Here is a 26,583-nt window from a genome sequence, read left to right as displayed (position 1 = left end):
CCTGCCCCCTTCGGACACGGGTTTCTTCCGGCGCACCGCCTCGGCGCGCCTCTTGCTCCTGCCGGGCCGGGCGGCCCGTCAGGCGGTCGTGGCGGGCTTCGGCACCTTGTACGCCATCGCTCGCGGGTAGTCGTGCCGGCGCAGGCGGACGCGGACCAGCAGCGGTCCGGCGTTGACCGGGTCGGCGGGGGCGGTGAGGCGGGCCAGCAGGGCGTCCAGCTCGGAGGTGTCCGCCACGACGACCCCGTTCGCCGGGGTGTTCCTGCCGGCGAAGACGGCCGCGAGGCGGTCGTAGTGCCACGGGTGGAGGACGTTGTAGAAGTCCGGGCCGTCCGGGTCGGCGGGGCCGTCCGGGTCGGCGGGGCCGGTGAAGCCGTCCGGGCCGACGGAGCCGTCCGGGCCGGTGGAACCCGGCTCGGCGTAGTAGGACGGGCGCACCAGCATCTGCTCGATGCCGTAGAAGTGTCCGTTGTCCATGACGAACACCACCGACCGCAGCCCGAGCCGGGTGTGGGTGGAGATCTCCTGACAGGTCTCCTGGAAGGCGCCGTCGCCGACGAACACCATCGGGCGGGCGGGCGTGCGCTCGGGGGCGAGCGCGGCGCCGGTGGCCGCGCCGACCGACCAGCCGATGGACAGCCAGCTGACCTGGGACAGGAACCCGCCCGCGGGCAGGGACAGGTTCATCGAGCCGATGAGGGAGAAGGCGGCGTCGGAGACGACCGTCCAGTCCTCCCGGGTCTCGTGGCCCAGGAAGTGGTTGATCCGGTCGAACACGCCGTCGTAGGTGAGCCGTTCGGGGTGCCGGGACGGCGAGCCGGAGACCCGGAGTGAGGCGCGGTGGTGTTCCAGGGCGGCGGGGCGGTCCTCGGGCGCTCCGTGGTGGGCGTGGGCCTCGGCGTAGTAGTCGGCGGCCAGGCCCCCGGAGCCGTAGCCCTTGACCAGCGCGCCCTGGAGGGCGGGCAGCAGCTGTTCGAGCCGGACGTCGGGGAAGTAGGAGGTGCCGACGCTGAGGCCGCCGTTCGCGGCCATCACCCAGTCGGTGCCGACGGACTGCTCGCCGCCGAGGTCCTTCGACGTGGACCAGGCGCCGAGCCCGATACGGCAGGTGGCCCAGTCCTGGAAGATCCAGTGCATGTCCGGGTGGCTGGCGTGGCCGTTGTAGACGCCGTGGAACTGCGGCTGGTCCTCGTCGACGACGGCCTTGGCGCCGACGGTGGTGCAGAACGGCACTCCGGTGGCCTCCACCAGGTCGGTGAGCCGCCCGCCGAGGCGGAACCGGTCGATCTCCTCGCCGGCCCACACGATCGGGCGGGGCCTGCCGTCCGGGCCGGGGTGCTCCTCGATCAGGGTGAGGATCGCGTGCACGGCGCTGTCCAGCATGGCCTGGTCGCGTGCGCCGAACGGCCGCTCGCGGCGGAGGATCGGCTCCCCGGGCTCGGCGCAGGGCTCGTCCCACAGGTCCTCCATGACCTCCAGGTAGACCGGCCTGCGCTCGGAGAGGCACGCGGTGAGCGCGGCGTCGATCTGGCCGGGGGCGAGCCCCGGGTGAGAGATGATCTGCGCGTCCACGGTGACCTGCCGGTAGACGTCCAGGTTGCTCTCCGGGCGGGGGATCATGTGGGAGGTGAGCAGGCCGAGGGCACGGTAGTTCTGCCACTGCTCGTAGGGCGGGGAGGCGTTGACGGCGACGAGCGGGACCCGCTCGACGTAGGCGCCGCCGCACGCGCCCAGCAGGTTGAACGCGCCGACGCTGTAGGTGACGGCGGCCGCGCCTATGCCGTGGATGCGGGCGTAGGCGTCGGCGGCCTGGCCGGCGCCGCCCTCGGTGGGGGTGCCGACCCACTCGATGTCGCCCTCGGCGCGCAGGGTGGTCAGGAACGGGCCGAGGTGGTTGCCGGGGACGCCGAACAGGTGGGTGATACCCAACTCGGCCAGGCGCAGGGCGAGGTAGCGGGCGACCGTGCACCCCGGGGTGATCGCGATCACGACGAGTACTCCTCCCTGTCCGGGCCCGGGGTGGTGACCGGCGGGGCCCGGTGGACGGCGACGGCGGCGCGGACGGCGCTCTCCAGGGCACCCTCGATCCAGGCGTGCTTGAGGGACGTGTGCTCTCCGGCGAAGTGCACGGGGCCCTCGGGCCGGGAGACGTCCAGGTGGAAGCTGGTCATCTGGTGCGCGGTGTAGATGGCGGCCTCGCCGAAGGCGTACGGGTCGCGGGCCCAGCTCTGGGTGGCGCCCCGGCCGGTGAAGAACACCTCGACGCGGCGGCCGTGCACGGCCTGGAGGTTGCGCAGGGCGTAGACGTAGCGCTCCGCCTCGCACAGGGAGTCCCAGCGTGCGGCGTCGTCGGACCAGCAGTACGAGGCGAGCACGACGCCACCGGTGCTGCCCTCGACCCGGTGCGAGGGGTAGTACATGAACCGGTTGGGGTTGTCGGCGGCGGAGCCCCCGCCGAAGCAGTGGGTGGCGGGGCGGACGGCGGGGCCGCGCAGCGGCATGGTCCTGTCGAGCCGCCGCATCTCCTCGGTGACGCCGCTGTCCTTGACCGCGGCGCCGAGCAGGCCGGCCTCCGGATCGGGGAGGGTGATGCGGGGCTCGGCGTCCGCGTCGGCGCCGAGCCGGTAGTACGCGTAGAGGCCGGGTGCGATGTTCTCCAGCTCGCCGCGCCAGTCGTCCTCGGTGAACTCCCACCAGCGGTGGCTGAACTCCAGCAGCACCTTAGTGGCCTGGTCGTAGTGGGTCTCGATGAGGGCGCGGCGCTTCTTGTACGACATCGAGGGGACGATCTCCACGAAGCGCAGGGCGGAGAACGGGACGGTGACGATCGCCAGGTCCGCGGTCCACAGACGCGGCGGGGCCTGCGGATCGTGCTCGGCGACGGTCTGCACGGCCACACCCCAGCCGTCGGGACCGACGGCGCCGGTGCCCTCGGGGCCGGCGTCGCGGCTGGGGTCGTGGTACTCGAGGCGGATCATGCGGTGGCCGAGCCGCACCTCGTCGCGCAGGCCCTGGTGGAGAGCGTGCGGCAGGCGCCAACTGCCGCCGGGGATCTCCCAGTAGCGGACGGTGGAATTGATGTCGCTGCGGCTCAGGAAGCTGTGGAAGAAGGAGAGGTGCAGCCGTGAGGACATGTTCTCCAGCGTGCCGACGGCCTCGATCGCCTCGTCGCTGAGCCCGGCGTGATCGCGCAGGAAGCCGCCCATGGAGTAGCCGTCGAAGTCGCGGATCACCCGGGCCCAGCCCTCGACCCACTCGTCGAACGGCTTGTTGACACGCGTGCCGTCGACGACGTCGGAATAGTAGTCGCGCACGCTTTCCAGCGCGTCGTCGACCATCTTCACGACGGGGGAGCGGACCTCGTCGTCGGTGAGGTGGAAACCCTCGTTGATCCGTTCGGGACCGGCGGTGTAGTCGGCCCGCCGCACCTGGACGCGGTTGGCGCGGATCCACGCGTTGCCGCGCTTGTCGGGTTCACGGAAGTCGGGACTGTCGTCGCCGTGGGTCCAGGTCCGGCCGGTGAAGGAGGTGTACGTCACCGGCGGGACGGGGACGTCGGGGCCGCTGCCGGTGGAGGGGTCCACGTCCACGTTGTAGAACTGACGGCGGCCGAGCCCCAGTTTGTCGACGAGGGCGAGGACGAGCGGGTGGAAGTCGGGCAGCCGCATGGCGCCGGCCTCGGCGTACTGGGCGGGGTCGGCGAAGGGCTGGTGGTGCTTGGTGGCGCGGAAGGTCTTGATGCGCCCGCCGACGCGACCGGCGTTGGCCTCGAGGACGGTGACGTCGTGGCCGGCGTCCTTGAGCAGGCGGCCGGCGACGAGGCCGGTGATGCCGGCGCCGATGACGAGGATCTTCTTGCGCGGGTGACGGGTGGGGCCGAGGTCGCCCGTGTCGATCAGGGTGTGGAGATAGCCGAGCTTGAGGTCCTTGTCGTCCGGCCCGACGAGAAGGAGTTCGCGGGCAAGCCTGAGGCAGGTCTGCCAGCGCTCACGGATGGCCGAGTTTTCCCGTGAAATGTCGGTCATAGCTTGCGATCGTAGATATGGAGAAACGGTTTCCCGGATCCTTCGGCAGATAAAGTCCAAAAACCACCGATCACACCACTTGACGAAAATTCGACCCGCTCGGTTTTCTTTTGACGGACGGCAGATTCACCAGGGGCGGATGGGAAAAGGGAAACGAAGCCGAATCGATAATTCACTTGCGGAGTGCGGAGATCCCGGCGCCTCCATGGTGGTGGTCCCGCCAGCCGGCCGGGGCGGAAAGGGCACCGGAACGGCGATTTTCCGCCCGTCCGTCGCCGCCGCGGCCTCACTCGGCGCTGTCGACGCCCGGGGGTCGTGGGCCGTGGGCCGTGGATCGTGGATGCCGATGTGGGGAGGCGGCGGCCCGACGCGAGACGTCATCCGCCGACATGAGACGTCATCCGGCTCCTGCCGCCGACCAGCGGTCTGCCGCCGGTACGAGGCGAGTGGGGCCGGCCTCCCACCACCCCCGTTGGAAAGCTGTCGGCCCCGTGCCTGAGCGGCCGGGCGACGAGACCGGCTGTCGACACCTTCCGCCGCTCTGGCCATGCCGGGCCCATGCCCGAGTTCAGTTGGCCGGACCCGCCCCCAGGTGCCGGCCTCGGACGCCATGGACCGGAGTCGGCCGGCAACCGTCTCTGCACTGCCCCTTGGATCTCACGTCGGCGGACGGGTCATCGGCCGACAGCCGTGCGGCGTCTTCCTTGTGCTCGATGGCGTACCGAATGCGGTTGGCCTTGCCGAGATCACCGCCATGTCTCACCCCATGGAACCGCCCGCCGTGGGCTCCACCGTCACCGGTGAAGTGATCCGGCACGCAGATCGCAACCGTCAGGTGAAGATCAGGCTCGATGAAGGGAACGTACCCGGCTGATCACCTCCTGGGCGCCACAGCACTGCACCACATCCGCACCGGATCGAGCGGGGACAGGGGAACAGCGGGGAACCACGGTGAAGCCGGCCGAGCCCGACGAGGTCCCGGACCGACCCTTCACGCAGGTCAGTGCACCAACGGCGCACGAATGAACTCAGCTTCCCAAGCTGATGGCCTACCGCCGGCCTTTACCCCGTCGGCCCACCTTGATCGGCTGAGCCTATGACCACAGACCCCAGCGAGTACGAGAAAGCCATGCCACTCGTGGCAGCCCACCTCGCGAAGATCGAGCGGGCGGTCGACCGGACCCGCGCCTCACACGCCGGACAGCCGTATGCGGCAGTGCATCGAGCACTTGTCGAAGCACTACAGGACGAGGACGCTCAGCGGGCCGTCCCGCAGGTCGTCGAGGAGTTGGCGCGACAGATCTCCGAGACCCCGGTAAGCCCTCCGCCCGACATCCACGGCTGACCTCGACGACGCCGGACGGGGCGTACACCAACGACTCCGTTCGGCCGTCACACCAGTCGAAGGAAGCAGCCGGAGCGGCCTCGGACCGAACTCCTCGAGCCGTGTCGCGGGTTCGCGTCCTGCCAGGGGCACAGAAGTAGGGGCCGGCTCAGGAGGGGTCCCCTCCCGGGCCGGCCCCTACCGAGTGCTTCAGTCGGCTTCTCCTCCGGCCGTCCGAAGCACTCGGTCGCAGCTCCACGCCCATGGGCTCGGTGTCATGTTCAGCCCTGGTCCCGCTCCACCGGGAGCCACAGCTCGGCATCGGCCTCGGTCCCGTCGGGGGACAAGCGGGTGCGGAGGATCTCGGGGCCGGGGCGGCTGCGGTACGGGGTGGAGGGGAACCACTGGGTGAACACGTCCCGCCACAGTTCCTGGATGGCCTGCGGGGCCGGCCCGGAGGTGGTGAAGACCGCCCAGGTGCCGGCCGGGACGGAAAGCACGGTGGTGCCCTCGGAGGCGGCCGCCGACGTGATCACCCCGTGGTAGTAGTCGAGTTCGGTGCCCTCGGCGCGGCTGGGGTCCAGGTCGTCGCAGACCGCGACGATGCCCTGTGGCTCCTGGTCCGACAGTTTCTCCAGGCGTTCCAGCATCCGCGGGTCGATCCCGCGGACGAAGTCGATGATCGCCTGGTTCGGTCCCGTGTGCACCAGCGGTACCCAGGCCTTGAGCCCGACGACGCTGAAATCCGCCCTGTCCACTACGCGATAGCGCATGCTGCTGCTCCCTTCGACGGTGAGGCGGAAGGCCAACCGGGGCTGGGAGACGAGCACGGCACCGGTACGCCGGGCCTCACCCGGCCCGATGCCGTGCATGGCACGGAACGCCCGGGCGAAGGCCTCGCCCGAGCCGTAGCCGTAGCGCACCGCGATCTCCAGCAGCGACTCCCGCCCCGCGAGCACCTCGGCACCCGCGACCGTGAGCCGACGGCGCCGCACGTACTCCGACAGCGGCATGCCCGCGAGTGCGGAGAACATCCGGCGCAGGTGGTACTCCGAGGTGGCTGCGATGCACGCCAGCTCCGTCACGTCGACCTGCTGCTCGCGACGGCCCTCGATGTGTTCCAGGGCCTGGTTGAGACGCTCCAGCACTCCCGGCCTCCTTCCTCTTTCGCCATCACCACGCTAGGGAGCAGCCCCCCTCCCCGACCCGACATCCTGTGCCCGATCCGGTCAGCCCGAGCCGAGGAACCGCTGCGCGCCACCGTCTGCGCGGCCCGGGTCAGCTCTCGGTCCTGGCGGGCTCCTCCCCGGCAGGTTCCTCGCCGTGACGGTCGACGACCGCGCGGACCATGACGGCGTCGATGCCGTACAGCGTGTCGGTCGTGATGCCCCTGGCCTCGTCCCTGGTGATGTACGACCGCGAGCCGAGGTGGGCGAACGTGTGCTTGTCGAAGATCCACACATCCCGGGTCGCGGACTCTGCGTCCTCGCGGGTGATGCTGATGCCGTGCCGGCCGGCGGCGTCGACGGCGTCGGGGATCTGGGTCACGCCGGGAATCCTCTCGACGGCCTTGTAGAGACCGGAGGCGGTGGCGGGGGGCATGATCGTCGAGCTGAGCAGGTCGCCGATCCTCCCGAAGACGGCCTGGTGCTTCGAGTCTCCGTCCTCCGCCCTGGTCGGTGACCGTGGGGGCGTGGAAGGCGCGCCTCCGCGCAGCGGTGACGCAGGCCCGGGTCCTCTCACGGGGTCCCGTGCGCGTCAGCCGGTCCCGGGGTGCTTGCCGGGCCCGTCGGCGCCGGGGGACAACGGAGTGGGTGACAGGGCGGTGTCCTCCTCGCCGGGCTCCAGAAGGGTGTCGGCGGCGCCGACGATGAAGGGGTCGGGTGTGCCGACCGCCTCGCCGTCCTTGCTGGCGTAGTCGATGCGCGACAGCAGACTGCGCATGGTCTCCAGCCGGGCGCGCCGTTTGTCGTTGCTCTTGACGACGGTCCAGGGGGCGTGGGCGGTGTCCGTGGCGCGGAACATGTCGACCTTCGCCTCGGTGTAGTCGTCCCAGAGGTCCAGCGACGCCAGGTCGGTGGGGGAGAGCTTCCACTGGCGCACCGGGTCGACCTGCCGGATCGCGAAGCGCGTGCGCTGCTCGGAACGGGACACGGAGAACCAGAACTTCACCAGCAGGACGCCGTCGTCGACCAGCATCCGCTCGAAGGCCGGGCACTGGTCGAGGAACAGCTCGTACTCGTCCTTGGAGCAATATCCCATCACGCGCTCCACGCCGGCCCGGTTGTACCAGGAGCGGTCGAAGAAGACGATCTCCCCGGCCGTCGGCAGCTGCGCGATGTGCCGCTGGAAGTACCACTGGCCCGCCTCGCGTTCGGTGGGCCTGTCCAGGGCGACCACGCGTGCGCCACGCGGGTTGAGCCGCTCGGTGAGCCGCTGGATCGTGCCGCCCTTGCCCGCCGCGTCACGCCCCTCGCACACGACGACCAGGCGTGCGCCGGTGTCCTTGACCCACCGCTGGAGCTTGAGCAACTCGATCTGCAGGATGCGCTTGGTCCGCTCGTACTCCCTGCGGCTCACCTTGCGGTCGTACGGATGGTTCTCCCGCCATGTCCGGAGGGGACGCCCGTCCGCGTCCAGCACGATCGGCTGCTCCCGCCGGCTGACATCCACCGTCAGCCCGGCCAGCAGTTTGTCCGCGTCTTCGGTGTTCATCGCCCGGCTCCCCGCTCGGTTCGCACAGCCGGTCAGAAGGGCATACGGCCGCGGGTGCGGCGGCCTGCCGAGCCGCTGCGGCTCACCGCACGCGAACCGGTGTGGAAGGGCTTGCTGAAGAGCCGGCCCAGGATGCCGGGCGCCTTGGCGCCGGCCCGCGCCCCGGCACCGAGCGTACGTTGCGTGCCGCGTTCGGGATGGCGGGAGAGACGGGGGACGAGGAAGGCCAGGACGGCCAGGACCACACACACGGCGATGACGGCGACGACTGCCATGACCGGCTCCTTTCGCTGGTGGACGGACATACAGGTGCCCCGTCCCGCCCCACCCATGTGGGCAGCGAGGGCTCCGTTCCGGGACCGGGCCCCGCACACGGCCCCCGCGACCGGCGCGACCGGCGCGCCGGGCACGACACCGGCGATCTCCCTGACGGCGGGCACGGGTGGCCCCGCCCGCACGGGGGTCCGGTCCGCTCGGCGGATCGGACCCCCGGTCCCCGGTGCTTCACGGGTCCCATCTCCCTGGCCGGGCTCCGGGCCGGGGAACCGCCGCACGCCCCCGTCCGCGCAGCCCGGGTCAGCTCTCGGTCCCGGCGGGTCCCTCGCCGTGACGGTCGACGACCGCGCGGGCCATGACGGCGTCGATGCCGTACAGCGTGTCGGTCGTGATGCCCCTGGCCTCGTCCCTGGTGATGTACGACCGCGAGCCGAGGTGGGCGAACGTGTGCTTGTCGAAGATCCACACGTCCCGGGTCGCGGACTCTGCGTCCTCGCGGGTGATGCCGATGCCGTGCCGGCCGGCGGCGTCGACGGCGTCGGGGATCTGGGTCACACCGGGAATCCTCTCGACGGCCCGGTAGAGACCGGAGGCGGTGGCCGGGGGCATGATCGTCGAGCTGAGCAGGTCGCCGATCCTCCCGAAGACGGCCTGGTGCTTCGAGTCTCCGTCCTCCACCCCGGTCCGGGAGTAGAGCAGTTCGAGCAGGGCGTCGGGTTCGGTGGGCAGCGAGGCCAGCCACGCGTACGTGGGGTGGTCGATGCCCGCCCGGACGGGCTCGGCGAACTCGACGGGCACCTCCTGACCGGGCATGACGGCGTCCTCGCCGGTCTCCCGCATCCAGCCGGTCCTGGTCACCGGGCCGGGGGTCTGCGCGGTCCACACCTCCTGCTTGTGCGGGGCGCCGAGCCGCACCGGACCGTTGAAGGAGCCGGTGTTCCCGCGGATCAGGCGCTCGACGTACACGAACTGGTCGTCCTTCACCGGCGTGGCGTCGGTCTCCAGTGCCGCGGCGGCGATCCGGTCGAGGGTGACGGAGGCACTGTTCACCTTGGCCGGCGCGGTGCCGGCTCCGGCCGCCGGGGCGGAGTCGTGGCCCCCACCGGAGAACGTGATGAACAGCGCCCCGGCCAGGGCCATCGACACGGCCGGCAACACCAGGACGGGGCGCGGGAGCCGGCGGCGGCGCGGCGCCGGGGACGTCCGGGCCGAGGTGCCGTGGGCCGAGGTGCCGTGATCCGAGGGGTTGTGGGCCGAGGCAGCGGGGGTCGAAGGGGCAGGGGTCGAAGGGGCGTGGGCGCGGTCGATCTGCTGCATCAGGGTTTCCTTGTGACGGAGATGACGGCTCGGCGGGAGGTCCCATTCGGCCGATGCCAGCAGGTCCTCCGCCGCACTCCGGGTGGAGCCCGCGGTGGAGCCCCTGGCGGAGCCCGCGGTGGAGTCCGCGCGGGGCGGATGGCCGGCGTTCATCGGGTTTCCTCCCGCAGGAACAGGGCCGCGAACGCGGCCTCACTTTCCATCTCTCCGTGGGCGCCGGGTGGTTCCGCCTTCCGTCCCTGTCCGCGCGGTGGGGCGGAGCTGATCCGGGCCAGTCGCGTCCGGGCGCGCGAGAGCCTCGACCGCACGGTGCCCACCGGGATGCCGAGCGCCTCGGCGGCCTGCCGGTAGTCCAGCCCGGACGCCACGCACAGGGCGATCACCTCCCGGTCCTGGCGTCGCAGCCGGCACAGGGCGGCGTGGACCACCGCGAGCCGGCGGGCGTCGTCGATCCGGCCGGCCGTCTCGTCCGCGAAGTCCTCGACCTGGCGGGGTTCGGGGCTGCGGGCCAGGAAGGCGAGCCGTCGACGCAGACCCCGGTTGGCGTTGTGCGCCTTGTTCGTGGCGATGCCGAGCAGCCACGGCTTGAGCGAGCCGCCCTCCGGCTCCACCGATTCCCGGGTGCGCCAGGCGGCGAGGAAGGTCTCGGACATCGCCTCCTCGGCCTCCGCCCAGTTACCGGTCAGCCGCAGGGCATGGTTGTAGACCGCCCGCGCGTGCCGGTCGTACAGGCCGGCGAACGCGGCACGGTCCCCCGAACGTATGCGCGTACGCAGCGACTCCGCAGGTTCTGTATGGCTCACACCCTTTGACTCTCCGCCGCCCCGGCCCGGTTCCTGTGGCATGGGCCACACCACCGGCGAAAGGGGCGGGGTGCCGGCCCGGGTCAGTCCTCCGCCACGCTGAACCATTCGGTGCCGCCGAGCGGGTGCTCGTAGACGGGACGGCCCCGGCTGCCGCTGGTGCGGAACGGTTTTCCGTGGTCGTCGATCCGGATGGTTCCCTGACGGCCGCCGCTGGACCACTGCAGCTCCACGTACCAGTTCACGTCGTGGGCGTCGGCACCGGCGGTGATGTACAGCACCTCGGGATCGGACCGGCTGACCTTGTAGGGGAAACCGCGCTGGCCGGCCTTCGGCACGATGGCGGGGTGGGCGGCGTCGAGGTTCGTGTCGAACGACCTCGTCTCCACACCTCCGCCGCAGCCCGACGACCCCAGGTACGCGTTCCAGGCCGGAGGTGCGCTCGAACTGACCACACGGACGTGCAGGGACTCGATGACGACGGTTTCGTCCCCTGTGCCCTGCGCGGTCAGCGCCACCCGCTGCCGGTCGGCGGCAACGGCGCCGTGCGCCTTCACCCAGCCCGGCACGTCCTGCCCCATCACCGGCGGCGAGACCTTGTCGGCGGGCCGGTCGATCAGGTACTTCCCCTCGCACTGCGGGTCGTCCCAGGCATAGGTGCGGGTGCTCACCGTGAGCGGGACGGCCTCGTCGCCGTCCTGGGCGCGGCCCGTACCGGGGCTGGGTGCCGACGGCTCGGCGTCGGGCGTTCCGGTGGCCGGGATCGGGGTCGGGGTCGGGGTCGGAGGGCGGCTCGGACGCGCGGAGGGGGACGTGGACGCCGAGGGGTGCGGCGTGGAGGCGGTGGAGGCCGCCGGTTCGTCGGAGGAGGACACGGTGCCGGCCGGCCGGCCGCTCTCCGCCCGGTCCGTCCCCCCGCTCTTCAGGCCGAGCGTGAGCACGGTGGACACGGCGACGACGAGGGCGGTGCTCGCCGCGATCAGGGTCCACCGCCTTCCGCGGGCGGTCCGGAGGAGCGTCGGTGGGCGGCGAGTGAGGACAGCCACCTCCGGCGACGGTTCGGTGGCGGGGGCGGGCGGGTCCTCGGGCTCGCTCATGGCGGAGGACGCGGGTGCGGTCGGCGGCGCGGGTGCGGATGCGGACGCGGTCGTGGGCGGAGTGTCCGGCACGGCCTCCGGCCGGGGTCGGTCCTCCGTGCGTGCCTGCTCGGAGCGCGGCTCCGGGTTCGAGCCGCCGGGCGTGGACACTCCGGTCCGGTCCGCGGGGTCCGGGTCCGGGTCCGCGTCCGCTGTGGTCCGCCGGGCACGTTCCCGTGCCGCGTCCGCCAGGACCCAGCGCCGGTGCAGCTCGACCCGTTCCTCGGGAGTCGCCCTGCACACCCGGGCGAAGCGGGAGACGACCTCGTGGTCGGCCGGCACCCCCTCCCCCTTGCAGTACCGGTGCAGCGTCGAGGTGCTCATGTGCGCCCGCTTCGCCAGGGCCTCGTAACTCAGTCCGGATCGCTGCTTCAACTCGCTCAGTAACGCCGCGAAATCAGCGATCTCCTCAGCCGCCCCCACCAGTCCCCCATTCCGTACGGCATCCCATAAAGGTCACGTTTCCCCAGGTCAGAGCCGGTCGCACATCCCAGCGTCCCGAAACTCCCGATGGAATGGCGCATGGGACGCCGCCTGGCACAGCCTTGGGCCATCCAAACACGGCGCATCGCCGGGCACGGTGATCCTCCCCGCTCGACTCCCTTTCACAACCCGCGCTTCCGGCGTGCCCACCCGTACTCCGTCCACGCAGCGCGGCCAGGCCAGGGCCGGCCGGTCAGCCGGTCAGCCGGCCGACACAGCTCACCACCAAAAAATCATCTTCCTGATGTTCAGAGAAAGCAGTCCACTCATGCGTATCGCCACTCGTTTCGCCTCCCGCACGGCCGCCTCCTCCATGGTCGTCGCCGCCGCCCTCGCGTTCGTCGGCTTCCAGGCCGCCGGGCAGTCCGCCTCCGCCGCCACGACGAAGGCCTCCTCGGTCGTCACCTGCACCACGGCGAACACCAAGCTGACCGTCACCGAGGTGTCCCGCCCGATCAACCACCTGCTGCTGAAGGCCACCAACACCGGCACCAAGCCCTGCTACGCCTACAGCGCCCCCTACCTGAGGGCCGGCGCCGACGCCCAGGCCCCGCTGCCGTGGGTCGAGAAGAGCACTCCGCAGGCCGTGGTGAAGCTCGAGCCCGGTCAGTCCGCGTACGCGGGCATCACGACGTCCTCCCCCGAGGGCGAGGGGGGCGCCACCGAGAAGACCCTGGGCGTGTTCTTCGCCGGCAAGAAGGGCAACGCGACCTCCGCGGAGAAGACCCTGAAGCTGCCGAACGGCGGCGTCTTCTTCAACAGCGCCGCCACCGTCACCTACTGGCAGGACAACGCGGCGGACGCCCTCGTCTGGTAACCCGGCCCGGCGTCCCACGACACCTCCGCCAACGGCGGCACCGGGCGTCCCGCCTTCACCGGGGGGCTCGGTGCCGCCGGCGGCTCTGCGGACACCACGCAGGCTGCCGCCGCCTGCTGCCCACGGCGTCACGAACGCCATCGGTGCCGCGAGCCACCGACCCACCACCGCCCGCGTACGCCGATCACCTCGGCGCGGCGGACTTCCGGAACCGCATTCCTGGCCCGCGCCTGCGACCCCGCCCGAGGCTGTGGCGGGCTTACGACCTCACCCGCGGTGTCCGGTTGACGAGGCCGGGAGGTACGGCGGCTTCCGATCTCCCACACGCCCCCGATGACCACGTGAGGACCGGTCACCCACGGGTACTCGGCAGGCTGAGCGGCGGGGAGAGCACCGCCCACCCACTCCCACTCCGCGGAGGGGCAGTCCCATGGCTCAGCATGTCCGCGACGTCATGACGAGTGACCTGGTGACCTTTGGACCTCGGACCTCGGACCTCGGGGACGGGCGTGGCCGGGATGATGCGGGGCGAAGACATCGGTGCCGTTCCGGTCGTCGAGCGCGCCCCAGGGCCGGCCCTCGGCGACGTCAACGCCGCGAGGCCCGATAAGGAGCGCGCCTCCTCCATACGGAGGAGGGCGGTGCGATGTCAAGGGGAACCAGCCCATCGGCAGATGAGTGCCAAGAGGAGCGTGCGCCATGACAACTCCTGATCCCGACCCGAGGCGAACCCCGGGGGTCGCACCGAGGAGCGGCGTCTCCCCCGGTGAGACGCCTCCCGCCGAAGGCGGCACGTACGGCATCTCGCATCCGGAGCCGCCCGAGCTGCGCAGGGGGTGGGGGGCGATGCCGCTCGTCCTGATCATGGCGGTGGTAGCACTGGTGGTGGTCGGACTGATCGCCATGGTGGTGACCCTGGTCGTGTGATCTTTATCCACGCGAGGCAGTAGTGGGCCACGGTCCGCCCGATGGAGGGGCGTCAGACCCGGTCCAGGGGCCGGTGCGGTCCGCTGGGCAGCTCCACTCCGATCGCGTCGCCCGGGCGCACTGTGCCGCCCTCCTTGACGATGCTCATGATTCCGGCCTTGCGCACGAGGTTCCCGGCGGCGTCACGGCCGACCACCCTCTTCAGCAGGCCGTCCTGGAAGGCGTCGATCTGCAGGCAGGGATTGCGCAGACCGGTCACCTCCAGCACCGCGTCCTCACCGAGGCGCAGCAGCGTGCCGACCGGCAGACCGAGCAGATCGATACCGCGGGTGGTGATGTTCTCCCCGAGATCACCGGGCGTCACCTCGAATCCCTCCGCGCCGACCTCGGCGAAGAGTTCCTCGTGGATGAGGTGGACCTGGCGCAGGTTCGGCCGGGTCGGGTCCTGCGCGACCCGCGAGCGGTGCTTGACCGTCACACCGGCGTGGACGTCACCCTCCACACCGAGCCCGGCGAGCAGCGTGATGTCGTCCCGGTTCGGCTTGGTGAACGAGTACTCGCCGTTGCTGCTGACCGCCGTCACTGTCCCACGCATCCCCGGATTCCCCTCTTCGACCACGACCGGCCCCGACCCTAACCGCCGGGCCTCGCAGCCGACACGGTCGATCGCGGGGATCCACGGGCGTCTCGGGCTCCGGGGAGCCTCCGGGACCGGGGCTCGTCGGGCCGTTCCCGTCGTCGGCGCTCCGGGATCCCGGAGTATCCGCCCGGCCCGGCCTCCGCCCGGATGACGCGGTTCCGGTGTGCCGGCCCGTGCGGGCGAAGGGCCTGTGGGGGTCGCGCTCCCTTCCTTTATTCCCTGCGCCGCGTCGGGACACCGCCGTACGATCCCTTCGCCACCCCGCCATCCTCCTGCTCCTCGTTGCTCCCAGTGAGCTGGTAGACGTCGTCCGCCATGTTCTCGTCACTCATGTCCGCCTCCGGCCGGTGATCGGGTTCACGCTTCCCATCGAGAGGCGAGTACCCGGCTCGTGATCCCTTAGCGCGGCCCCGCATCGCGGATCACCTGGGTGCTCTGCCCGATTCGGGAATAAAGGGGGATCACTCCGACGGTTCAGCGGCGCACCGCCGACGGGAGCCATCGGTACGCTCGCGGTAAAAAGCTCCACCGGGAACGACTCGACTTCTGCTCCGCGCATGCCGGAACGCCGCACCCTGTGGAAAGATCACACTGACCGGTAAAAGGGGGCAGCGCATGGCGCAGGACCGGGAGCGATCTTTTTTCGACAGCTCCGGTTGGTGGGTCTTCTTGCTCGCCGTATGCGCGTGGAATGCCGCCGGCTCCTCCAGCCCGTGGTGGAGTCGCCTCGGATGGCTGGTGCTCTGTGGCGCCTTTTCCGCCCTCTTGCTGCGCCGTTTGGTCGGACAGCGCAGGAGCCGTAAGCCCGCGCCTCATGGCATACGCGACTGACATCGACGTCGACGGACAGCGGGGATCAGAAGGCATCCAAGGGCCCCTCGATCCGGCGCCGTTCCCCGTTCGGCCAAGCCCCGGGGAGGGGGCCGGGAGCGAAACTCCTCAAGCAGCGCCGTCGATCACGACCGCACGGCTCCTGACGGTTGTACCGGTCTCCGGCCCCCGGGTCCCTTGTCTCACTGGTCGCTTACGGGGCGCATGGCCGCGTCGTACACGGTGCGGTGGTCCGGGACGACGATCCGCGTCGCCGGAGACGCCTTCCCGACCTGGGCGAGGAACGCTTCCAGGTCCATCGACGGGTCCCGTACGGGGGAGCCGCTCAGGGGCACCTCGAAGTTGTCCCAGTGGACGGGGACGACGACGCCCGGGCCGTCCAGCGCGCGCAGCAGCCGGGGTACGTACCGGTGGGTGGCGGTGCCCGCGGGTACGGCGATCATCGCGAGGTCGGGGCGCAGGCCCCGCACCGCCCGTTCGGAGAAGTCACTGGCACCCATGAGGAACGCCGACGGGCCGCCGTCCCCCGCCGTCACGTGGAAAGCGAGGGTGTCGCCCTCCGGCAGGTCCGAGATGCTGCTCGGGGGCGTCGCGGGCGGGCCGTTCAGCGTGCCCGGGGCGAAGTAGGCGCACTTCTTGTTGCGGCTGTGCAGGCTCGGTACGACCTCCACGGTGATCCCCCCGCCGAAGTCCAGCACCTCGCCGCCCTTGACCACGGAGATCTGTCCCGCGTCGACCCCCAGGGAAACCAGCAGGTGGTACGTGGTCTCGGTGCCGACGACGCGGGCGCCGGTGGTCCTGGCGATGTGCGGCACGTCGCCGAGGTGGTCCCAGTGGGAGTGGCTGACCAGGACGAGTTCGGGACTGCCGATGTGCGCGTCCACGATCTCCGGCCGGGTCCGCAGGCGGGTCCCCGGGTCGAAGGCGCCGTCGAAGAGACCCGTGGGGAAGCGGGTGAGATACGGATCGAAGAGTACGGTCCGGTCGCCGACGTCGATGCGCCAGCCGGCGGTGCCGAGCCAGCGCCATGATGCCGAACCGGCGGCTCGGTCACCGCCCCGGGCGGGAGCTGTGGCTGCCGTGGCTGTGGCTGCCACAGCGGTGGCGGCCGTGGAGGCCGCGCCGAGCGCGGCACCACGCAGCACCGTACGGCGGTCTGGGCCTCGGCGGAAAAACGTGTTCGGCCGGTCTGCGGCAGGTGTGTCCTGGGTCATGGCGACAGAAGATCAGTGAGCCGACTCCCCTGTCCAAGACCGGAATTCGGCTACGCCGATATGCGAACGCATATGCGCTCCGGTCACCGGCCGGCGCCACGCAGAGAGCCGACCGCGATCCCGGCGGCCCTGCCCGTCGCGGCGTCCACCGTGGGACGGGAGGCGGCCAGGGCGTGCGTGCGGGCGAAGACGGCGATCGCGTAGCACCCGCCGTCGGGATAGCGGGCGACGCCCGCCTCCATGTGCAGTCCCGGCAGGGTTCCGGTCTTGGCCGCGACCGTGACGTCGTCCGGGAAGCCCGACACCAGGCGGTGTCTGAAAACTTGACGCCCCATCAGCTCACGGACGAAGGAGCAGGCCTCGGGCGGGCCGGCGGCGTCGGTCCAGACGAGCCGGAGCAGCCGGGTGATCTCGCGGGGCGTGCTCGCCGTGGTGCGGCGGGGATCCAGCACGGCCAGCCGTCTCTTGCGGTCGTCCGGCAGGGCGGGGTAGCGGACGGCGAAATCCCGCTCGTCGCGCGCCCCGACCTCCGTGAGCATCGACTCCAGCAGGTCACGCGGGCCGCCCACGATCCGGGTCCGCTCCAGGCCGAGTTCCGCCGCCAGCAGCCGTACGGTGTCCAGGCCCACGCGGGCCAGCAGCAGGTCGGCCGCCGAGTTGTCGCTGACCGACATCGCGAAGTGGGCCAGGTCCCGTAGGGACAGCTCGACGTCGTCCAGACAGCCGGCGGTCCCCCAGCCGCCGAGGCGGTCGGCCGCGGTCACCCGCACCCGTTCCCGCGGGTCCAGCTGGCCGGCTGCGACCTGCCGGGCGAACTCCAGGACCAGCAGCACCTTGAAGATCGAGGCGATCACCACTAGGTCGTCGGCGCCGATGCCGACCTCACGCCCGCCCGACGCCTCCGCACCGGCACCGGCACGGATACCCGTACCCGTACCCGTACCGGGCTTCGCACCCGCCTCGGCTCCCGCCTCCCCTACCGCACTCGCAGGCTCGTGGACCGGTATCGCGTGCAGCCGGCCTTCGGCCCCCGCCTCGGCGAAGACCTGTCGGATCCGCTCCTCGATCACTGTTTCTCCTCGGTCATCGGCCCTCGGTCATCGGCCCTCTGCCCCCCGGCCCTCGGTCCCCGGGCCGTCCCGGGCGGTGGTTGCGTCCGGCCGTCCATGCGTCGCGGCCGCGGGGCCCGTCGGGTCCGACTGCCGCCCGTCGGACCCCGCCCGCGGCCGCCCGTGGGACCCGGCCACCGGATGCGTCATCCTCACCGCGGCCTTCGCGTAAGGTCGTTACCGTGGATCTCTTGCGCCACCTGCGCCTTTTCGTCACCGTAGCCGACGAGTTGCACTTCAGCCGGGCCGCCGAGCGGCTGGGCATGGCCCAGCCGCCACTCAGCCAGGCGATCCGCAGGCTGGAGAAGGAACTCGGCGCAGAGCTGTTCGACCGCTCCCAGCGCGGGGTCCGGCTGAGCGCCGCCGGGGCGGTGCTGCTGGACGAGGCCCACGAACTCATCGCCGGGGAACAGAGGTTGCGTACGCTGGCCCGCCGCGCCGCCGACGGGGGCCTCGGCACCCTCCGCGCGGGCGTACCGCCCGACACCACGACCGCCGTGCTGTCCGCGCTGCTCTCCGCCTGCGCTGCGCACGCCCCGGGGCTGTCCGTGGACCTGCAGGAGGTCACCACCGGGGAGCAGGTGCGGCTGCTCTCCTCCGGCGGGCTGGACGTCGGACTCGTGCATCACCCCGTGGACGCCACCGACCTGCGACTCGGCCCTGAGGTCCCCCTCGATCTGGGTGTCGTCCTGCCTCGTACCTCACCACTGGCCCGGCTGCCGGAGGTGACGCTCGGCGAGCTCTGCGGTCACGACCTGGTGCTCTTCCCGCGGGCACACGCGCCCGGCTGGTACGACCGGATCCTCGACGTGTGCCGCGCCGACGGCTTCGTACCCGGCCGGGTACGGCACGCGTCCAACCCCGAGTTCCTGCTCGCCCTGGTGACGGCCGGCCACGGCGTCGCCTTCGACCAGGGGCCGGTGGCCCGCAAAGAGCCGCGCGTCGCCTGGCGGCCCCTGGCCGGCCGTCCCCTCACCCTGCGCATCAGCGGCGCCTGGCCCTCCGGCCGCGGAGTCCACCCGGCCTCCGCCCGCTTCGCGGAACTCGCGGCCGGCGTCCTGGCCCGCGACCACACCGCGGCCCCGTGGCGCGAGGGCCTCCCCCACCCGCCGGACGATTCCCCACGCCCGTGGTCGGTGGTCTACGAATAGAACCTCCTGTCCGGACCGGGCCGGACCGGGCCGGACCCGGACCTCACTCCCTGACCGGCCCGAACCCGGCCCGATCAGGTCCGGTCCGCCCCGGTCAGGGAGCGGGGTCCGGTGCCGTGCGTCGCACGGTTGATCGGGCCCCCGGGAGCGTGTCTTCGGAGACGGGTCATCGCCCCGGGGCGTCCTGTCGTTCACTCCCCCTGCCGGGCGGGCCGGTCCGGGGTGCCGTGCTCGCGGTGGCGGGTTCTGCGGGTGGCGGTGAGGGCGACGGCGAGGGCAAGGGACAGGGCGACCAGGGTGAGGGGAGCAGTGGCGGTCAGCCAGGGCGGGGGCGGGGGCGGGGCCGTGTCCTGGCCGTGGGTCCGAAGAACGGCGGCGGTGATCGTGGCCGCGACCAGGCCGCCGACCAGGACGGCGACGACGGCGGCGGCGCCGCGAGAACGGCTGGAGGGACCGGGCCACCCCAGTTGCGCCCAGAGGCGGGCCGTTTCGCGTGCGCCGCGTCGGCGGTGGACGGCCGCGCGGGTCCACAGACCGGTCGTGGCGGTCGCGCCCGCCAGGGCCGCCGCGCAGGGCGGCCACCAGCTGTCGGCCAGGAGGAGCAGTACGGCGACGGCGGCGGCCGTGCTCCAGCCGCTGAGGCAGGCCACTGCCCCGGTCCGGCGGGAAGCGGGCCGGTCGGCTCCGGCCCTCAGATCGGCGAGGGCCGGCAGGTACCAGACGGAGCCGGCCGCGGTCACCGCCCCCGCACCGAGGGCCAGGACGGGATGGGACACGGTTCAGTTCACCGCCTCGAGGGCGGCGATCTCCGGGTGGTGGATGTCGAAGGCGGGGGATTCGGACCGGATGCGGGGCAGGGAGGTGAAGTTGTGGCGCGGGGGCGGGCAGGAGGTGGCCCACTCGAGCGAACGACCGTAGCCCCAGGGGTCGTCGACCTCCACCTTCTTGCCGTACCTGGCCGTCTTCCAGATGTTGTAGAGGAACGGCAGGATCGAGATGCCCAGCATGAACGACCCGATGGACGAAAGGGTGTTGAGGGCGGTGAAGCCGTCGGCGGCCAGGTAGTCGGCGTAGCGGCGGGGCATGCCCTCGACGCCCACCCAGTGCTGGACCAGGAAGGTGAGGTGGAAACCCACCGTGAGCGTCCAGAAGGTGATCTTCCCGAGCCGCTCGTCGAGCATCTTGCCGGTGAACTTCGGCCACCAGAAGTGGAATCCGGCGAACATCGCGTACACGACCGTGCCGAAGAGCGTGTAGTGGAAGTGCGCCACCACGAAGTACGAGTCGGAGAGGTGGAAGTCCAGCGGCGGTGAGGCCAGGATGACACCGGTCAGCCCGCCGAAGAGGAACGTGACGAGGAAGCCCGTGGCCCAGAGCATCGGCGTCTCGAAGCTCAGCGACCCCTTCCACATCGTGCCGACCCAGTTGAAGAACTTCACCCCGGTGGGGATCGCGATCAGGAAGGTCATGAAGGAGAAGAACGGCAGCAGCACTCCGCCCGTGGTGTACATGTGGTGCGCCCACACCGTCACCGAGAGACCCGCGATCGCGATCGTGGCGCCGATCAGGCCCATGTAGCCGAACATCGGCTTGCGGGAGAAGACCGGGAGCACCTCGGAGACGATGCCGAAGAACGGCAGGGCCAGGACGTAGACCTCAGGATGCCCGAAGAACCAGAACAGGTGCTGCCACAGCAGTGCGCCGCCGTTCGCGGCGTCGAAGATGTGCCCGCCGAACTTCCGGTCGTACTCGAGCGCGAACAGGGCCGCCGCCAGGACCGGGAACACCATCAGGATCAGCAGAGCGGTCAGCAGCACGTTCCAGGTGAAGATCGGCATGCGGAACATCGTCATGCCGGGGGCGCGCATGCAGATGATCGTGGTGATGAAGTTGACCGCGCCCAGGATCGAGCCGAAGCCGGACAGGGCCACGCCCATGATCCACAGGTCGGAGCCGATGCCCGGTGAGTAGAGCTCGCTGGACAGCGGGGCGTACAGGAACCAGCCGAAGCTGGCGGCTCCGTCCGGGGTGAGGAAGCCGCCGGCCGCGATCAGTGAGCCGAGCAGGAACAGCCAGAAGGCCAGCATGTTCAGCCGCGGGAACGCCACGTCCGGTGCGCCGATCTGGAGCGGCATGATCCAGTTCGCGAACCCGGTGAACAGCGGCATCGCGAACATCAGCAGCATGATCGAACCGTGCATCGTGAACGCCTGGTTGAACTGCTCGTTCGACATGACCTGCAGACCGGGCCGGGCCAGCTCCGCGCGCATCAGCAGCGCCAGCACACCGCCGACGGCGAAGAACGCGAACGCGGAGACCAGGTAGAGCGTCCCGATCCGCTTGTGGTCGGTGGTCGTCAGCCAGTCCACCCACGACGCGCGCGCCGTCTCCGGCGCGGTGTTCCCGGGGCGCTCCAGCGCCTCGCCCGCGCCGGGGGCCACGGCGTGCGTCTCCGTGGCCCCCACCTCTTGTATCTGCCCCTCGGCCACCGCCGGCGCCCTCTCCTTCTGCTCGTGCTCCGCTCCCGTCCGTACGTGTCCGGACAGGCGTCGACGAGCCGGGAGGTGCCGAACGGACGGGAGTGGACGCGACGCTTCCCGGCCGCTGTCACATGATCGCCGCCGGGGTACGGGGGTCGGCCAGGGCCGAACAGTCCCTACTGCCCGCCGGACCGAAGGACCAACGGCCCTGATGTGCGCGGCGGTGCGGAACCCGCTCTCGTCGTCGGGTCGTCCGACGCCTTCGCGCCACGTTTCGGATCATTCGGCCGTGTTTCAGATCATTCGGCGTGTTCGCGCCTACCGCCCTGGTACGTCTGGTACGTACGGACGCAACCGCGTGGCCGCCCCGCGGAATCGGGCGGCCGGCGCGAGTCAGGTCAGCTTGCGGCAGTGCAGCGCGTCCGGGGTGCGGGAGGAGCCGAGGCGGCCGGTGTAGGCGATGCCGGCCGCGTACTCGTCGGCGGCGCACTGGCCCTTGTAGTGGCCGTGGGCGAAGTCGCCGCCCTGGGGGGACGGGCCCCTGTTGTCGCCGCGGTCGAACCAGACCGTACGGCCGCTCGTGCCGGTGATCGCGCCGGGCCGGGCGGCCGCGCACAGGGCGGCGGAGACGGCGGCGCCGCGGACGCTGTAGCCGGTGAGGAAGTGGCCGGCGGGGCACTGGAGTTTGGTGTATCCGGAGGCCCAGTCGCCGCCGGATCCGACGTGTCGTTCGTCGACGACCACCTCGTGCCCGCCGGCCGGAGCCCACAGGGGTCCGGCGGTCACGTCGGAGCACAGGCCGCGGTTTCCGGTGTGGCCGAGGCCGAGAAGGCGCTGCCCGTCGGGGCAGACGGCCTTGCGGGCGCCGGAGTTCCAGTCGGGGAGCGCGCGCATGCGCCGCGAGGCGATGAAGTCGGCGTGGTCGGGGCTGAGCATCGACCAGTCGGCCACCGGGGCGATGCGGCCGGTGCGGCCCGGGGCCCCGACGAGCCGGGTCCAGTCGGCGGCCCGCCAGTCGTCACCGTCGTACAGGCCCATGCGGTGGCCCGCGGCGTCCCAGTGCAGCAGCGCCCAGCCGTTGCCCCTGCGGTTGTCGTGCCAGCCGACGAGTGGCCAGTACGCGAAGTCGGCGTCGGTACGGATCAGGTGGTCGACGAAGTTCGTGAACCAGGCGCGCTGCTTCGCTCCCGTCTCCTCACGGCCGCCGACGCCGAACTCGCTGATCCAGACGGGGGCGGTGAAGTGCCGCTCCCCCTCGGCGGTGACGTAGAGGGCCTGCCGGTTCAGGACGTCGGTCAGCTCGGCGGGGCTCAGGTCCTGGTAGCGGGGGTCGGTGGTCTCGCCGATTCCGGTGGCGCCGCTGTGGTTCGGGCCGGTGTAGCCGTAGAAGTGGGCGGAGTAGACGAGTTTTCCGGAGTCGACGAGTGTGTGCGAGAGATGGCGTACCGGCTCCAGGGTGGGGCGCCCGTGCGCGAACCCGTCGACGGGGATGCCAGTCCAGTTGATGCCCTCGACGATGATGAGAAGGTCGGGGTCGGCTTCCGTCAGGATGCGGTCGCCCACGCGCTGGGACGCGGTGAACCAGTCGTGGTTGTCGCCCAGGCCCCAGTTGGGGTCGTCCCAGATGTTCCGGCGTACCTCGTTGTAGAGGTCGGCGCCCACGACGCGCTGGTTGTCCCGGTAGCGGCGGGCCATGAACAGCCAGTCGCTTTCCCATGCCTCGGTGGAGCGGCTCGCGTTCCAGCGTTCGTTGCCGTCGACACCGCAGCACCAACGGGTGGTGTTGGTGTGGTTGTTGAGGATCACCGCGATGTTGGAGGCGGTGAGTTCGCGGACCACGACGTCGTAGACCTCGAGCGGGGTCCTCCCGCGCAGGGTGGGGTTGGCGGTGACGGTGCCGTCCGTCACGGGGCGGGTGTCGTGGATCATCTCGTTGGAGAAGGGCAGCCGGATGCTGTTGATCCCGATCTCGTGGAAGCCGGCGATGATCTCGGCCATGGGGGCGCGGTCCAGGCCGAGGGGGATCCGGCCGGCGTTCTCGCCCGCGTGATGGTTGGCGTCGTCGTCCGCGCTGCCCGAACCGTTCCATGTGCCGCTGGCGCCGTGCCAGTTGCCGGAGCGCAGCTTGAAGCGGTCACCGTCCGCGTCGACGATCCAGCGGCCGCGCGTGCTGAGCGGCGCGGTCCAGTCGGTGGCGGAGGTGGCGGGTTCGGAGACGGCGGAGGTTTCGCCCGCGGACTCCCGTGGCGTCGCCGCGGCGGGCGTCACGGGCGCCAGCAGAAGCGCGGCGGCCAGAACTGCCCTGGCGAAGGTTCCGCGCACGGTCACCATCCCGAGAACCCCCAAGGACTACGTTGTCATGGCAACGTCATCATGACGGACGGGGCGGCAATGGTCCAGGCCTACGGAGGAGACCTGCGGACCCGGCCACCCGCACACTCACGCCGGCCGGGCCACGAGGTCACCGGCGTGACGGAACGCGCCCTTCCCGGCCGAGGGAGAACTGACCCGGCACATGGATCAGGTCGCCGGACCTGATCGCCTGCGCATAGCCGAAGTCGCTCTCGGCCGGGACGTGGTGACGGAAGACGTCGGTGGTGGCCAGGGCGTTCGTCCTTCCGGTGCGGGCGGCCGGGCATGCTCTCTTGTGGTTACTCGGGAACTGCAGGAGAGTGGCCGCCGACCTGGAGGAACGCACTTTTCAGTAACGGGAGATACCGGATGGGAACCAAGCAGTACACGGGCTCGCCCGAGGACGCGGACCTGAGGCGCGCGGACTCCCTGGCGCGGGAGATCTTCTCGGACGTCGCCAACAAATGGGCACTGCTGATCATTGAAGGGCTCGGTGACCGGACCCTGCGCTTCAGCGAGTTGCGGAACGCGGTCGAGGGCATCAGCCACAAGATGCTCACCCAGAACCTGCGCATGCTGGAGCGTTACGGCCTGGTCGAGCGCACGGTGTACCCCACCGTGCCGCCCCGGGTCGAGTACACCCTCACCGGGCCGGGCCGCGGTCTGCTCGCCACGGTCGACGGCATGTGCGAGTGGACGCACCGGAACCTCAGCCACATCGACGCCGCCCGCCACCGCTTCGACGCCTGACGACGCTTGCCTAAACCTGCCTGTGTCTACCTGCGTCTGCCTGCGTCTGCCTGGACCGCGACGTCAGGGGGCGGTGCACGGCGCCCCTTCGCTCAGTCGGCGGAGTCCGAGCGGCCACCGCGGCACAGTGTGCGGGCGCACCAGCAGATGACCGCGGCGTTGACCAGCGCGCCGCCGGCCACCGCGCCGATGAACGCCATGACGCCGCCCGGCAGCCCGAGCAACAGCAGGCTGACCGGGGCCGCGGCCAGCAGCGGGATGATTCCGGCGAAGGACGCGTCCTCCCCGGCGCCGACGAAGGCATCCCCGATCGCCCACACGAGCAGGGCGGCACAGAGCCCGAGGTAGACGAGGGCGAGGACGTCACCGAAGAAGACGCGGCGCAGCCAGCGGAAAAGGGATCTGACAGGCCGCCCAGGTCGGGCGGATCGGCCGGAATCGGGCATGGCGGTGGGTCTCTCGGTGTCGGTGGCGTCGGTGGCGTCGGTGGCGATCAGGGCGTCAGAGGTGTGCGCCCGGCGGGTTCGGGTGGGCGAGGCCGACGTCGTACGCGAGGATCGTCGCCTGTACCCGGTCGCGCAGCCCCAGCTTGCGCAGCAGCGCGTTCACATGGGACTTCACCGTGCCGACGGTGATGCCGAGTTCGGCGCCGATCTCCATGTTGGTGAGTCCGGACGCCACGAGGGTGAGGACGAACCGCTCACGCGCGGTCAGGCTGTCCAGCTCGTGATGGCCGCTCGCGGCCTGGACCCGGGTGGGCGCGCCGGACGCGTAGTGGCCGATGAGCCTGCGGGTCGCGGACGGGGAGAGCACGCTCTCCCCCGAGGCCACCACCCGGATGCCCTGGAGCAGTTCGGAGGGGTGCACGTCCTTGAGCAGGAAGCCGGAGGCGCCGGCGCGCAGCGCGTCGAAGACGTACACGTCGAGGTCGAAGGTGGTCAGCACCAGGACACGGGGCGCGTTCTCCCCGCCGGTGATGATCCGGGTGGCGGCGATGCCGTCCAGTTCGGGCATCCGTACGTCCATCACCACCACATCGGGGGCCAGTTCCTCCGCGAGCCGTACCGCGGCGGCACCGTCGGCGGCCTCGCCGACGACGGTCATGTCCTCCTCGGCGCCGATCACGGCGGCGAACCCCGCCCGTACGATGCCCTGGTCGTCGACGACCAGCACCTTGAGGCTCATCGTTCCCCCATCTCCTCGTCCCCCTGCTCGGCGGCCGGCGCACCTGTGGCCTCCGGGACCGGAGCGAGGGGCAACTGGAGGCGGACGCTGTCCGCCGGGCCGCTGGTCACCGTACCGTCGAGTGCCGCGACCCGTGCTGCCAGCCGCTCCCGTACGAGGCCGCGGGCGGCGCCCGGCACCCCGGTGACCGTGACCGTGAGCGTGAGCGTCAACGAGCCGTCGTGCGCGTCGAATTCCAGCAACGCCGGCCCCTCACCGCTCACCGCGAGCACGGTCTCCGCCGCATGCTACGCGGTCAGGTCCACGGCGGTGGGCAGCCGTCCGGGCACCCGGCCGGTCAACCGTATCTCCACGTCACGGCCGGTGGCCCGGTTACTTCCACCCGGCCGACCAGGCAAGTAAAAGCGAAATCAATTAAATCCAATCGAATTCAAGCGAATTCGGCCAAAACGGGGGGATTCACCATGTCCAAACACGTTCTCATCGGATCCTTCGTCGGTGCTCTCGTCATCGGCGGAGCCGCCGCCGGTTTCGCCATGGCCTCGGGCCCCACGAAGCCGTCCCTGGAAAACACCTCGGCCCGCTACACCGCTCCGTCCGGCGACAGCGCGGGCTCGTTCTCCTTCACCACGGACGTGAGCGACGACTCGGGCGTCAAGAGCCTCCATATCCTGCCGTGGCCCGCCGGTCTGAAGCTGGACCCGACCGAGAAGGAGACCCGCGACACGGAGGAGACGGCCACCTGCCGCAAGACCTCGGACGAGACCTCCCGCTGCACCTACACGCTGAAGATCACCGAGGAGGAGGCGCCCGCGCTGGAGGCGGGCACCTGGAAGGTCACGGCGCTGGCGACGGCCAAGGACGGTGACACCCTGTTCGTGCCCTCCGCCGCCACCTTCGAGGTCGAGCACTGACCCGTCGAGCACTGACCTGTCACGCGCTGACCTGTCACGCGCTGATCCCTCGAGCACTGATCCGTCACGCGCTGACCCGCCGCGCGACGGCCGGGCACCTGACCTCCGACAGGGTCCGGCCACGCACGGAAGCA

General features: G+C 71.2%; 25 protein-coding genes. 6 read left to right on the top strand and 19 right to left on the bottom strand.

Annotated elements, in window-relative coordinates:
* Positions 1–78: 78 nt before the first annotated feature.
* On the bottom strand, positions 79–1,989 hold the full coding sequence (locus V4Y04_RS19355; RefSeq protein WP_332429451.1) for a thiamine pyrophosphate-binding protein: 1,911 nt from the start codon (positions 1,987–1,989) through the stop codon (positions 79–81).
* A complete protein-coding gene (locus V4Y04_RS19350) occupies positions 1,986–4,025 on the bottom strand; it encodes a flavin monoamine oxidase family protein (RefSeq protein WP_332429450.1) in 2,040 nt (679 codons plus the stop codon). Before V4Y04_RS19350 ends, V4Y04_RS19355 begins: the two co-directional genes overlap by 4 nt.
* A gap of 1,096 nt (positions 4,026–5,121) precedes the next feature.
* On the opposite strand from V4Y04_RS19350, the gene V4Y04_RS19345 reads away from it, so the two are divergent.
* Positions 5,122–5,370: a hypothetical protein gene (locus V4Y04_RS19345; protein WP_332429449.1), complete on the top strand. Its 249-nt coding sequence runs from the start codon at positions 5,122–5,124 to the stop codon at positions 5,368–5,370.
* A gap of 260 nt (positions 5,371–5,630) precedes the next feature.
* Here V4Y04_RS19345 and V4Y04_RS19340 read toward each other — a convergent pair whose 3' ends face one another.
* From V4Y04_RS19340 to V4Y04_RS19310, 7 genes are all read right to left on the bottom strand, one after another.
* On the bottom strand, positions 5,631–6,497 hold the full coding sequence (locus tag V4Y04_RS19340) for an AraC family transcriptional regulator (RefSeq protein WP_332429448.1): 867 nt from the start codon (positions 6,495–6,497) through the stop codon (positions 5,631–5,633).
* Positions 6,498–6,627: 130 nt separating this feature from the next.
* The gene (locus V4Y04_RS19335; protein ID WP_332429447.1) at positions 6,628–6,951 is read right to left on the bottom strand and encodes a hypothetical protein; all 324 of its coding nucleotides are present in this window, start codon (positions 6,949–6,951) and stop codon (positions 6,628–6,630) included.
* A gap of 156 nt (positions 6,952–7,107) precedes the next feature.
* On the bottom strand, positions 7,108–8,064 hold the full coding sequence (gene ppk2, locus V4Y04_RS19330; RefSeq protein ID WP_332429446.1) for a polyphosphate kinase 2: 957 nt from the start codon (positions 8,062–8,064) through the stop codon (positions 7,108–7,110).
* 32 nt (positions 8,065–8,096) lie between these two features.
* Positions 8,097–8,339 carry a DUF6411 family protein gene (locus tag V4Y04_RS19325; protein WP_332429445.1) on the bottom strand — a complete coding sequence of 81 codons (243 nt, stop codon included), beginning with the start codon at positions 8,337–8,339 and terminating at the stop codon, positions 8,097–8,099.
* A 301-nt stretch (positions 8,340–8,640) separates the two neighbouring features.
* The gene (locus V4Y04_RS19320; protein ID WP_332429444.1) at positions 8,641–9,810 is read right to left on the bottom strand and encodes a CU044_5270 family protein; all 1,170 of its coding nucleotides are present in this window, start codon (positions 9,808–9,810) and stop codon (positions 8,641–8,643) included.
* Entirely contained in the window at positions 9,807–10,433 is a 627-nt protein-coding gene (locus V4Y04_RS19315) for an RNA polymerase sigma factor (RefSeq protein WP_332432916.1), read from the bottom strand. Before V4Y04_RS19315 ends, V4Y04_RS19320 begins: the two co-directional genes overlap by 4 nt.
* 110 nt (positions 10,434–10,543) lie before the next feature.
* Positions 10,544–12,019, bottom strand: a complete 1,476-nt coding sequence (locus V4Y04_RS19310) for a helix-turn-helix domain-containing protein (protein ID WP_332429443.1) — start codon at positions 12,017–12,019, stop codon at positions 10,544–10,546.
* A gap of 328 nt (positions 12,020–12,347) precedes the next feature.
* On the opposite strand from V4Y04_RS19310, the gene V4Y04_RS19305 reads away from it, so the two are divergent.
* Together V4Y04_RS19305 and V4Y04_RS19300 are read left to right on the top strand one after the other, a co-directional pair.
* The gene (locus V4Y04_RS19305; protein WP_332429442.1) at positions 12,348–12,896 is read left to right on the top strand and encodes a DUF4232 domain-containing protein; all 549 of its coding nucleotides are present in this window, start codon (positions 12,348–12,350) and stop codon (positions 12,894–12,896) included.
* A 699-nt stretch (positions 12,897–13,595) separates the two neighbouring features.
* Positions 13,596–13,823, top strand: a complete 228-nt coding sequence (locus V4Y04_RS19300) for a DUF6480 family protein (RefSeq protein ID WP_332429441.1) — start codon at positions 13,596–13,598, stop codon at positions 13,821–13,823.
* Positions 13,824–13,875: 52 nt separating this feature from the next.
* On the opposite strand, the gene V4Y04_RS19295 is transcribed toward V4Y04_RS19300, so the two are convergent.
* The 3 genes from V4Y04_RS19295 to V4Y04_RS19285 all read right to left on the bottom strand — a co-directional run bounded on the left by V4Y04_RS19295 (position 13,876) and on the right by V4Y04_RS19285 (position 17,578).
* Complete coding sequence (locus V4Y04_RS19295; protein ID WP_332429440.1) at positions 13,876–14,418, bottom strand: MOSC domain-containing protein; 543 nt, start codon at positions 14,416–14,418, stop codon at positions 13,876–13,878.
* 1,058 nt (positions 14,419–15,476) lie between these two features.
* Positions 15,477–16,508: an MBL fold metallo-hydrolase gene (locus V4Y04_RS19290; RefSeq protein WP_332429439.1), complete on the bottom strand. Its 1,032-nt coding sequence runs from the start codon at positions 16,506–16,508 to the stop codon at positions 15,477–15,479.
* An 83-nt stretch (positions 16,509–16,591) separates the two neighbouring features.
* Positions 16,592–17,578, bottom strand: a complete 987-nt coding sequence (locus V4Y04_RS19285; protein WP_332429438.1) for a serine hydrolase — start codon at positions 17,576–17,578, stop codon at positions 16,592–16,594.
* 221 nt (positions 17,579–17,799) lie between these two features.
* Between V4Y04_RS19285 and V4Y04_RS19280 the strand changes: the two genes are divergently transcribed.
* The gene (locus V4Y04_RS19280) at positions 17,800–18,768 is read left to right on the top strand and encodes a LysR family transcriptional regulator (protein WP_332429437.1); all 969 of its coding nucleotides are present in this window, start codon (positions 17,800–17,802) and stop codon (positions 18,766–18,768) included.
* A gap of 191 nt (positions 18,769–18,959) precedes the next feature.
* Here V4Y04_RS19280 and V4Y04_RS19275 read toward each other — a convergent pair whose 3' ends face one another.
* From V4Y04_RS19275 to V4Y04_RS37780, 4 genes are all read right to left on the bottom strand, one after another.
* Positions 18,960–19,544: a hypothetical protein gene (locus tag V4Y04_RS19275; protein WP_332429436.1), complete on the bottom strand. Its 585-nt coding sequence runs from the start codon at positions 19,542–19,544 to the stop codon at positions 18,960–18,962.
* Positions 19,545–19,547: 3 nt separating this feature from the next.
* Positions 19,548–21,242, bottom strand: coding sequence for an aa3-type cytochrome oxidase subunit I (ctaD, locus tag V4Y04_RS19270; protein ID WP_443080189.1), 1,695 nt, complete (start codon positions 21,240–21,242; stop codon positions 19,548–19,550).
* Between the two features lie 399 nt (positions 21,243–21,641).
* Positions 21,642–23,579, bottom strand: coding sequence for a glycoside hydrolase family 5 protein (locus V4Y04_RS19265; protein WP_332432914.1), 1,938 nt, complete (start codon positions 23,577–23,579; stop codon positions 21,642–21,644).
* A 130-nt stretch (positions 23,580–23,709) separates the two neighbouring features.
* On the bottom strand, positions 23,710–23,946 hold the full coding sequence (locus V4Y04_RS37780; RefSeq protein ID WP_443080045.1) for a hypothetical protein: 237 nt from the start codon (positions 23,944–23,946) through the stop codon (positions 23,710–23,712).
* A gap of 23 nt (positions 23,947–23,969) precedes the next feature.
* Here V4Y04_RS37780 and V4Y04_RS19255 point away from each other — a divergent pair, with 23 nt between their 5' ends.
* A complete protein-coding gene (locus V4Y04_RS19255; protein WP_332429435.1) occupies positions 23,970–24,350 on the top strand; it encodes a winged helix-turn-helix transcriptional regulator in 381 nt (126 codons plus the stop codon).
* Positions 24,351–24,442: 92 nt separating this feature from the next.
* On the opposite strand, the gene V4Y04_RS19250 is transcribed toward V4Y04_RS19255, so the two are convergent.
* The 3 genes from V4Y04_RS19250 to V4Y04_RS19240 are packed head-to-tail and all read right to left on the bottom strand — an operon-like array spanning position 24,443 to position 25,798.
* On the bottom strand, positions 24,443–24,796 hold the full coding sequence (locus V4Y04_RS19250) for an SCO4225 family membrane protein (protein WP_332429434.1): 354 nt from the start codon (positions 24,794–24,796) through the stop codon (positions 24,443–24,445).
* A 55-nt stretch (positions 24,797–24,851) separates the two neighbouring features.
* Positions 24,852–25,535, bottom strand: coding sequence for a response regulator transcription factor (locus V4Y04_RS19245; RefSeq protein WP_332429433.1), 684 nt, complete (start codon positions 25,533–25,535; stop codon positions 24,852–24,854).
* On the bottom strand, positions 25,532–25,798 hold the full coding sequence (locus V4Y04_RS19240; protein ID WP_332429432.1) for a hypothetical protein: 267 nt from the start codon (positions 25,796–25,798) through the stop codon (positions 25,532–25,534). Before V4Y04_RS19240 ends, V4Y04_RS19245 begins: the two co-directional genes overlap by 4 nt.
* A 201-nt stretch (positions 25,799–25,999) precedes the next feature.
* Between V4Y04_RS19240 and V4Y04_RS19235 the strand changes: the two genes are divergently transcribed.
* Entirely contained in the window at positions 26,000–26,449 is a 450-nt protein-coding gene (locus V4Y04_RS19235; protein WP_332429431.1) for a DUF5707 domain-containing protein, read from the top strand.
* The last annotated feature ends 134 nt before the right edge of the window (positions 26,450–26,583 follow it).

The sequence above is a fragment of the Streptomyces sp. P9-A2 genome, assembly GCF_036634175.1.
GTDB lineage: Bacteria > Actinomycetota > Actinomycetes > Streptomycetales > Streptomycetaceae > Streptomyces > Streptomyces pratens.
The sequence above is the reverse complement of the archived record's forward strand: the minus strand, read 5'-3'. Positions and strand labels throughout refer to the sequence as shown.

Excerpts from the sequence above, each read along its gene's own strand:
- V4Y04_RS19245 (WP_332429433.1), bottom strand. The coding sequence starts at position 25,535 with ATGAGCCTCAAGGTGCTGGTCGTCGACGACCAGGGCATCGTACGGGCG.
- V4Y04_RS19250 (WP_332429434.1), bottom strand. The coding sequence starts at position 24,796 with ATGCCCGATTCCGGCCGATCCGCCCGACCTGGGCGGCCTGTCAGATCC.
- V4Y04_RS19255 (WP_332429435.1), top strand. The coding sequence starts at position 23,970 with ATGGGAACCAAGCAGTACACGGGCTCGCCCGAGGACGCGGACCTGAGG.
- V4Y04_RS19335 (WP_332429447.1), bottom strand. The coding sequence starts at position 6,951 with ATGCCCCCCGCCACCGCCTCCGGTCTCTACAAGGCCGTCGAGAGGATT.
- V4Y04_RS19300 (WP_332429441.1), top strand. The coding sequence starts at position 13,596 with ATGACAACTCCTGATCCCGACCCGAGGCGAACCCCGGGGGTCGCACCG.
- ppk2 (WP_332429446.1), bottom strand. The coding sequence starts at position 8,064 with ATGAACACCGAAGACGCGGACAAACTGCTGGCCGGGCTGACGGTGGAT.
- V4Y04_RS19345 (WP_332429449.1), top strand. The coding sequence starts at position 5,122 with ATGACCACAGACCCCAGCGAGTACGAGAAAGCCATGCCACTCGTGGCA.
- V4Y04_RS19290 (WP_332429439.1), bottom strand. The coding sequence starts at position 16,508 with ATGACCCAGGACACACCTGCCGCAGACCGGCCGAACACGTTTTTCCGC.
- V4Y04_RS19325 (WP_332429445.1), bottom strand. The coding sequence starts at position 8,339 with ATGGCAGTCGTCGCCGTCATCGCCGTGTGTGTGGTCCTGGCCGTCCTG.
- V4Y04_RS19320 (WP_332429444.1), bottom strand. The coding sequence starts at position 9,810 with ATGAACGCCGGCCATCCGCCCCGCGCGGACTCCACCGCGGGCTCCGCC.
- V4Y04_RS19295 (WP_332429440.1), bottom strand. The coding sequence starts at position 14,418 with ATGCGTGGGACAGTGACGGCGGTCAGCAGCAACGGCGAGTACTCGTTC.
- V4Y04_RS19350 (WP_332429450.1), bottom strand. The coding sequence starts at position 4,025 with ATGACCGACATTTCACGGGAAAACTCGGCCATCCGTGAGCGCTGGCAG.
- V4Y04_RS19305 (WP_332429442.1), top strand. The coding sequence starts at position 12,348 with ATGCGTATCGCCACTCGTTTCGCCTCCCGCACGGCCGCCTCCTCCATG.
- V4Y04_RS19235 (WP_332429431.1), top strand. The coding sequence starts at position 26,000 with ATGTCCAAACACGTTCTCATCGGATCCTTCGTCGGTGCTCTCGTCATC.
- V4Y04_RS19265 (WP_332432914.1), bottom strand. The coding sequence starts at position 23,579 with ATGGTGACCGTGCGCGGAACCTTCGCCAGGGCAGTTCTGGCCGCCGCG.